The organism is Bilophila wadsworthia ATCC 49260, from assembly GCF_000701705.1.
Classification (GTDB): domain Bacteria; phylum Desulfobacterota; class Desulfovibrionia; order Desulfovibrionales; family Desulfovibrionaceae; genus Bilophila; species Bilophila wadsworthia.
Window position 1 is genome coordinate 1 of record NZ_JNJP01000112.1, and the last position, 8,653, is coordinate 8,653.

An 8,653-nucleotide genomic window follows, 5' to 3' on the forward strand; every position below is an offset into this window, starting at 1 on the left:
ATTTAGGTGGAATCGACAGTAACATGTGCACATGATCCACACACAGGTGCCCTTCCAATATCTTGCAGCCTCGGCGGTTGGCCAATTCATGAAATACGCCCACCAACTCCTCACGAATCTTGCCGTACAAAACCTTTTTCCGGTATTTCGGAATCCACACTATATGATACTTACACTCCCAGACCGTATGACTTAAACTTTGTAATTGCTTCATAAAAAGCCTCCTTGTTCTGCCTTGAGCGGTTCGGACAAGGAGGTTTGCTGTTTTAGGGAATTGTCAAACTGCAGGAGCCCCCCGGCTTAGCCGGGGGATCACGTCAAGGATTCGTACTTATCGAATCCCTCTTGTGAGGTAGTTCCTCATTTGGATAGCTTGAACCGCCGTGTCGGGCATAAAAGCCGCATCATTCCATAAAAAGGAGCCTTTCCCATGCACATAGACATGGGAAAGGCTCCTTTATTTACAACGCTCAAACCATACAAAGCAGACACAGACGCGGAACAGGGATTCGATAAAGTCAAAAATCTTTGGAGATGGAGGGATGGGGGTCCGGGGGAAGGGAGGAAGAAACTTTCTATAGAAAGTTTCTTCCTCCCTTCCCCCGGTTCCTAAAACGTCGTCACCTCAGGATACACCGGCACCTGAAAAATAGCGTGGCAGGTGAGGCCGAGCATGACGGCACCGATACCGCATTTGACCACGATGCCGAGGAATCGGCCCACCAGCGCGCCTTTGGCGGCCTGACGGGCTTCGTAGTCGTTGCGCCCCTTGTAGCGCTCCATGAGATAACAGCCGATCCACGCGCCCACGAGAGCGCCGATGAACGCGCCAAGGCCAAACAGCAGGGGAAGCCCCGCCAGAGCGCCGACAAGCGCGCCAAGCAGGCCCGCCCACATGCCGCTGGTGCTCGAACCGTATTTCTTGCTCCCCCAGCCTTGCGCGATGTACTCGATGACCTCCCCGAATAGGGCAAGGCCGACAAGCATGGCGAAAAAGAAAACGCCCATGTCTCCGGGGGAGGGATAAGCAAACCTCCAGAGCCCGATGAGGCCGAGCATGATCCAGTTGGCGGGGAGCGTGATCACGTTCAGCAAAAGGACGAAACCGAGCAAAACGAGGAAGATGGTTGGGAAAAGAACCTCCACGGGCTACTCCTCGTTCGCCGTCTTACGCAGCACTTCCATGACCGAAGGCAAATGACGCAGCCGGTCGATGACATGGTAAAGATGCGCCACGTCGCGCACCTGCACCACCATTTCCATCTCGGAGCGCCCGTCCACCAGCGCCTGCAAGAGACAGCCGTCGATGTTGACGTCCTCGTCGCGCAGCACGATGGCGATATCCGCCAGCGAGCCCTTCTGGTTGCGGGCCATGATATGGATGCGCACCGGGAAGGGCTGCGTCTCGTGGCCGTCCCACTGCACGGAAACGAGGCGATCGGGCTCCATCTCCTGAATGTTCGGACACGTCGCCGTGTGGACGATCACGCCGCGCCCGCGGCTGATGAAGCCCACAATGGAATCGCCGGGCACGGGGTTGCAGCAGTGGGCGATGCGGACCATCATGTCGTCCACGCCGCGCACGGAGATGCCGCCCGTCTTGGGCGGAGGAGGCGGGCTCTGCTCCTTGCGCTTGCGGTGGGAGACGACCGTATCCACGGCATCGGGCGTTTCAAGGATTTCCGGCGGCGAAACAATGGCCTGCAAACGCTTCACCACCTGCTTGGTCGTGAAACGCGCGTACCCGATGGAGGCCATCAGCTCGTCCACTGACCCGGCGGCAAGGCTGTTCACCAGCGTGCTTAGATGCCCGTCCTTCTCGGCCTTGCTCAGGTTGATGCCTGCCTTGCGGGCTTCCTTTTCCAGCATTTCGCGGCCAAGGCCCATCGCCGCCGCGCGTTCCTCGGTACGCAGGTACTGCTGGATACGGCTGCGCGCCTTGGCGGTCTTGACGATCTTGAGCCAGTCCCGGCTCGGGCGGCGGTTCTTGTCGGTGATGATTTCCACCGTGTCGCCGCTCTTGAGCGCGGTATTCAGCGGAACCAGCTTGCCGTTGACCTTCGCGCCCACACACCGGCTGCCCACCTGCGTATGGATGAGGAAGGCGAAGTCCAGCGGCGTCGCACCTTCGGGGAGTTCCTTTACGTCGCCCGCGGGCGTGAAGACATAGACTTCGTCCTTGAAGAGATCCATGCGCAGGGTGTGCATGAATTCCTTGGAGTCGGATTCCTGTCCCTGCCGGTTGACGATCTCCCGGAGCCACTCGAATTCCGGGGCGTCCTTGACGCTGACCGCGTGATGGCGCTCCTTGTACAGCCAGTGCGAGGCCACGCCGTGCTCGGCCAGACGGTGCATCTCCTCGGTGCGGATCTGGATTTCGATCCGCTCGCCCTCGGGCCCGATGACCGTGGTATGCAAGCTCTGGTAGCCGTTGGCCTTGGGCATGGAAATATAGTCTTTGAAGCGGCCCGGCACGGGCTTCCACTGCGCATGGACAAGGCCGAGCACCGCGTAACAGTCGCGTACGTCCTTGACGATGACGCGGAAAGCCAGAATGTCGTGCATATCGTCGAGCGTCAGATTCTGCTCGGTCATCTTCTTGTAGATGCTGTAGATATGCTTGATGCGGCCCCAGACCGTGCCTTCGATCTGGTTGGAGCTGAGGATACCTTCCAACTTGGCGATGATCTTGGCGATGAGCTGGCGCTCGACCACCTGATTGCTTTCCAGCCAGTCCGAAATCTGGGCGTAGACGTCCGGGTGTATGTATTTGAAGCTCAGGCCTTCAAGTTCCAGCTTGAGCCGGTGCAGACCAAGGCGGTTGGCGAGGGGCACGTAAATGTCCATCGTCTCCTGCGCGATGCGCTGCCGCTTGTGGGCCTTCTGGAAATCGAGCGTCCGCATGTTGTGCACGCGGTCAGCCAGTTTGACGATGGGCACGCGGATGTCGTGCGACATCGCAAGGATCATTTTACGGATGTTCTCCGCCTGCTGCTCTTCCTTGCTGTCGAACGTCATCATGCTGATCTTGGTCACGCCGTCCACGATGTCGGCGACCTGTTCGCCGAACTCGGCGTCAACCTCTTCGAGCGTGACTTTCGTGTCCTCGACCGTATCGTGCAACAGCCCGGCGGCCACCGAATGGGCGTCGAAACCGAGCTCGGCAAGGACTTCGGCCACGGCCAGCGGATGCGAGAGATAGGGTTCGCCGGAAAGCCGCACCTGCCCGGCATGGGCCGCTGCGGCGTAAGCATAGGCTTTGCGTACGAGCGCCTGTTCCGCTTCCGTGGAATTGGCAGCCAGCCGGCTCAGGATGTTCTGCATCGGCAGGGGAAGATGGGAGGCAGGAGCTTCAACTGTACTCATGGACTCGTCCTGTGGGCTGATGGTGCATGATCACCGCCGCGCAAGGTTTTGTGCGACGGTATAGAAACTCTAAGGCCGAACATGGTACCTCTGCAAGTCTTTGGGAACCCACCAGCGATCAAAATTGTACATGATGCCGTTCAGCGCGGGCTTGATGCCCTGGAACCGCGCCTGCACGATGGGCAGCGCGTAGGGGACGTAGAGGAAACAATAGGGCTGTTCGGCATCGAGGATCTCCTGCACGCGGTCATAGAGCTCCTTGCGGCGATCCTGATCGGTCATGCTCCGGGCCTCCACGAGCAGCTCGTCGACCTCGGCGTTGCGGTAGCCCGTGAAGTTCAGCCCGCCGGGCTTGGCCCGTGAAGAGTGCCATACGTCATAGATGTCGGGATCGAGGGTGATCGTCCAGGCAAGGATGATGGCGTCGAAGTGCCCTTTATTGACAAATTCCTTAATGAAGGCGGCCCATTCCACCGTGCGGATATGCACCGTGATACCCAGCGCCTTGAGCTGGCTTTGGATGATGATCGCCGCCTTGATGCGCGAATCGTTGCCCTGATTGACGAGGATGGTAAACAGGAACGGCTTGCCGTCCCGCTCAAGGAGGCCGTCCTTATTCTTTTTCCAGCCGGCCTCGTCCAGCAGCCTGCGGGCTTCGTCCACATCCTGCCGGACCGGCGTCAGCTTGTCGTTATAGGCCCATGTCCCCGGCTTGTACGGCCCGACCGTGGGCACGCCCTGCCCGAGCAGCACGCCGTCAATAAGCGACTGGCGATCGATGGCCATCGAAATGGCCCGGCGTACGCGCACATCCTTAAAGAAAGGATGCTCCAGGTTGAACCCGAGGAAGGTATAGCTGAACGACAGGTAACGGTATTTGCGCCAGTCCCGTTCCCACTGCGGCCCTTGCGTCTGGCGCAGGTACTGCTGGGGAGAGAGGGACATCATGTCCAGTTTTCCGGCTTTCAGTTCCAGAAACATGGTCGAGGGATCGGGGATAATCCGGTACACCACCTCATCCAGATTGGGACGGCCCTCGAAATACGTATCCGAGGCCGTAAGGGTGAGCATGGAACCGGCGTCCCACTTGGCAAGCCGGTACGGACCCGCGCCGATGGGCTTGCGGGCCACGGGGGTGGTCATGATATCCTGCCCCTCAAGCACGTGCTTGGGCAGAATGGCCCCCATCCATGTCATCAGGGAGCGGGCGAAAGGCTTGGCATAACGCACCTCGAACGACAGCCGCCCGGTCTTCTTAAAGGATTCAATGGCCAGGAAGTCCCCGGAATAGGCCGTGGGCGTCTTGGGATCGATCATGAGCTTATAGGTGAACTCCACATCGTCCGCCGTCAGGGGCACGCCGTCCTCCCAGCGGATATCGTCGCGCAGGACGAAGCGGAGAAGCCTGCCGCCCTCAAGCACCTCATAGGACGCGGCGGCCCACGGGACCACGTTCAGATCCTTGTCGTACTTGAGCGGAGCCACATACAGGAGCCCGGTAATCTCGCCCGAGGCGGAATCGGACGCCATATAGGGGATGAGGTTGGACGGCTCGCCGATGGTGCCCATCAGGATACGCCCTCCTGTGACCGGGGTGCCGTCCGGGAAGGCCGCCGTTTCCGCCGCAAAGGGCATAACAGGGCGAAACGCCGCAAAAAACAGCGCCCAACAGGTGAAAAGCAGAATCAGCAAGCTCTTTTTCATACGCATTCCAGGTCATTTGTAAATATTTTCTCGAAAATGGCCATAACATACTTGCGTACCCTTGAAAACAGACGATTCTTGGCATACAACGATAAGATAAGACTCGTCGCTTATGCCTCTGTGCATCCCTTCCGCATTCTACGGAGCGCATCGTTCTGCCCGGGCATCCATCCCACTTTATCAGTTATGCCGCAAGCATCCGTACCATAGACTAACTGTCGACAAGGGATCTGCCGTTTCGACGAGGCTTATGCACAACAAACAAGGATACGCTGTTTAAAAGTGCCATGACAGAAGCAAGGACATCCGAAAAAATGAACGTACGTGAGGAAAATGCCGCCAGAGCCCTGATCCAGGGCTTCCTGAAAGATTCCGTCCCTGAATACATCAAGGATACGGGACAGGAAATACTGAACAGCGGCGGCGTCCACAAGCTGACCATCCGCAAGGAAGGCGACACTTGGGACGTGGAAGGCATCGTCCAGGGCGAAGACTTCCAGAACTATTCGCCCCACCTGATGCTGAATCCGGGAGACTCCCAGATTTCGTATAACTGCAACTGCCATGAAGCGTTCATGGGCGTTTGCCGTCACGTGGCCGCCACCGCCTTGAAGATGTTTGCGGATCTCGACAAGGACTATGGCGCGCCCGAGGAACCGCAGCGCCTCAACACCGAATGGCGCCAGAGCTTCCGCAGTTTCTTCTCCAGCTCGCTGGAGCCGGAAACCGGACGCCACTACTTCATCTTCCGGTTTTATCCCGAACCGGGCCGCCTCATCGTGGCGCTTTTCCGGGCACGGCAGAACAAGACCGGCCTGTCCTCCGTCCATCAGGAAACGTCGCTGGAGCAGATCCTGCGCAATCCCGAGTGGTGCGACCAGTCTCCCCAGCTCTTGCAGGTCGCCCGCCAGATCGGCCACTACCTCGACTACTACGGGCACCGGATCGAAATTCCGGAAGGCCTCGTTTCGTGGTTCTTCTGGGCCATCCGCCGCGAATACTACATGTTCTGGAAGGACACGGACATCCCGTGCACCATCGTGAGCACGCCGCTCACCGTGAAGCTCCGCCCCGGCCTTGACGAGGACGGGCTGCGCTTCGACGTGCTGCTCCAACGCGGAGAAAAGAAACCCTTCTCCATTTCGGAAGAGGACAGCGAAATCACCTTCCACGGACAGATGCCCCTGTGGGTGTGCTGGAACCAGAGCTTCTACCCGGTGCAGACCAGCCTTTCCCCCTCGCTGGTGAAACAGCTTGTCGCCGACCATCCGGTGGTCCCGCAGGACAATATTTCGGAATTCCTCGACCGGGTGTGGGCGCGCCTGCCCGCCTCCGAGCTCTACGAGCCCGACGAATTCCTCAAGATCATGGGCCCGATCTTCCAGCCCGCGACCTACGATCCCAAGCTGTTCCTCGACGAGGAAGGCAGCCTGCTTACGCTTGAAGTCCAGAACACCTATGAGACGGTTCACGGCGAATTCGTCCTCCCCGGCCCGAACCCGGACTTCCAGACGGGCAGCTACGTCTTTGAAGGGCATACATTCCTCGTGCGCCGCGATCAGACCGAAGAGGCCGCGCTCATGGCGCAGCTCGCGGAAATGCACTTCCAGCCCAGAAGCACCCGGCTGTGGTTCATGGAGCCGGAAGAGGCCATCGCCTTCCTGCTCGACTCCTACCCCACGCTGGTGGAAAACTGGCGCGTGTACGGCGAAAAGGCCCTCACCCGCTACAAAGTGCGCATGTCGCAGCCGGTCATTTCCGCCAAGGTGGAGAGCAACGAAAAGGAAAAATGGTTCACCCTCGATATCGATGTGGAATACGACGGCCAGCACCTGCCTCTGGAGCGCATCTGGAAGGCATGGGTACGCGGCCGCCGTTACGTGCAGCTCAAGGACGGCTCCTACACGAGCCTGCCCGAGTCGTGGCTGGAAAAGCTGGCCCACAAGCTGCAGGCCCTCGGTTTCGACCCCACCAAGCCGCCCAAGCGCCAGTTCAAGCAATTCGAAGCCCCCGTGCTCGACAACCTGCTCGACGATCTGCCCAATGCGGAGACCGACTCCTTCTGGAACTCGCTGCGTGAAAAGGTACGGAACTTCACCGAGGTGGAGCCCGTCAGCACGCCCAAGGGCCTGACCGCCACGCTCCGCAACTACCAGCTGCAGGGCGTTTCGTACCTGAACTTCCTCAGCGAATACGGGTTCGGCGGCATCCTCGCGGACGAAATGGGCCTCGGTAAGACCATCCAGACCCTGTCGTTCATCCAGCATATGGTCAACCACGGGCATGAAGGCCCGAACCTCATTGTGGTGCCCACGTCCGTGCTGCCCAACTGGGAGCGCGAATCCGAAAAGTTCGTGCCCCACCTCAAGCGGCTGATCATCTACGGCACGCGCCGCGAAGGCATGTTCCGCAAGGTGGCGGATTCCGACATCGTGGTGACGACCTACGCCCTGCTCCGCCGCGACCTTGAGGAGCTGGAAAAGCACTATTTCAACTCGATCATCCTTGACGAAGCGCAGAACATCAAGAACCCGAACACCATCACGGCGCGCTCGGTGCGTTCCATCAAGGCCCGGATGCGGCTGTGCCTGTCCGGTACGCCCATCGAAAACAACCTGTTCGAACTGTGGTCGCTGTTCGAGTTCCTGATGCCCGGATTCCTCGGCTCGCAGCACGCGTTCCAGCGCGGCGTGGTCAAGCCCATCCGCGACGGGGACGGCGAAAGCCTCGAATACCTGCGTTCCCGCGTGAAGCCGTTCATCCTGCGGCGTACCAAGGCCGAAGTGGCCAAGGATCTGCCGCCGAAGATCGAGAGCGTGACATACTGCAACATGACGGACGAACAGGCCGAACTCTACACGGCCCTGACCCGGAAGCTCCGCGATCAGGTGCTGGCCGACGTCGAAAGCAAGGGCATGGCCAAGAGCCAGATGTCCATCCTCGACGCGCTGCTCAAGCTTCGCCAGATCTGTTGCCACCCGCGCCTGCTCAAGGTGGACATGCCCGGCTTCTCCACCGGGAGCCTGCCCTCCGGCAAGTTCGAGGCTTTCAAGGATATGATCTTCGACGTGGTGGAAGGCGGCCACAAAGTTCTGGTCTTCTCGCAGTTCGTGCAGATGCTGCAGATCATCCGCGGCTGGCTCCAGCTGACGGACATCCCCTTCTGCTATCTGGATGGCACCAGCAAGGACCGCCTCGATCAGGTGGACCGCTTCAACAACAGCCCGGAAATCCCGATCTTCCTCATCTCTTTGAAGGCGGGCGGCACGGGCATCAACCTGACCTCAGCGGACTACGTCATCCATTACGATCCGTGGTGGAACCCCGCCGTGGAAAGCCAGGCAACCGACCGTACCCACCGTATCGGCCAGACGCGTCAGGTGTTCTCCTACAAGCTGATCTGCCAGAATACCGTGGAAGAGAAGATCCTCAAGCTTCAGGAAATGAAGCGCGGCGTCGCCGAGGCCGTCATCCCCGGTCAGGACACGTGGAAGTCCCTCACCAAGGAAGACCTCGAAATGCTGTTTGAGGTTTAAAAAAGATTGGAGGGGGCGAGGGAAACTTTCTAAAGAAAGTTTCCCTT

General features: G+C 59.3%; 5 protein-coding genes. 1 reads left to right on the forward strand and 4 read right to left on the reverse strand.

Annotated elements, in window-relative coordinates:
* From tnpA to T370_RS0119800, 4 genes are all read right to left on the reverse strand, one after another.
* Positions 1 to 214, reverse strand: a 214-nt coding sequence (tnpA, locus tag T370_RS0119780; protein ID WP_029436758.1) for an IS200/IS605 family transposase, incomplete at its 3' end; no start/stop codon positions are given.
* 395 nt (positions 215 to 609) lie between these two features.
* Positions 610 to 1,146, reverse strand: coding sequence for a DUF456 domain-containing protein (locus T370_RS0119790; protein WP_009369124.1), 537 nt, complete (start codon positions 1,144 to 1,146; stop codon positions 610 to 612).
* Between the two features lie 3 nt (positions 1,147 to 1,149).
* Entirely contained in the window at positions 1,150 to 3,366 is a 2,217-nt protein-coding gene (locus T370_RS0119795; protein ID WP_005025895.1) for a RelA/SpoT family protein, read from the reverse strand.
* Positions 3,367 to 3,435: 69 nt separating this feature from the next.
* Positions 3,436 to 5,070, reverse strand: coding sequence for a peptide-binding protein (locus T370_RS0119800; protein ID WP_016360762.1), 1,635 nt, complete (start codon positions 5,068 to 5,070; stop codon positions 3,436 to 3,438).
* Positions 5,071 to 5,384: 314 nt separating this feature from the next.
* On the opposite strand from T370_RS0119800, the gene T370_RS0119805 reads away from it, so the two are divergent.
* Complete coding sequence (locus tag T370_RS0119805; protein WP_005025890.1) at positions 5,385 to 8,606, forward strand: DEAD/DEAH box helicase; 3,222 nt, start codon at positions 5,385 to 5,387, stop codon at positions 8,604 to 8,606.
* Positions 8,607 to 8,653 lie beyond the last annotated feature (47 nt).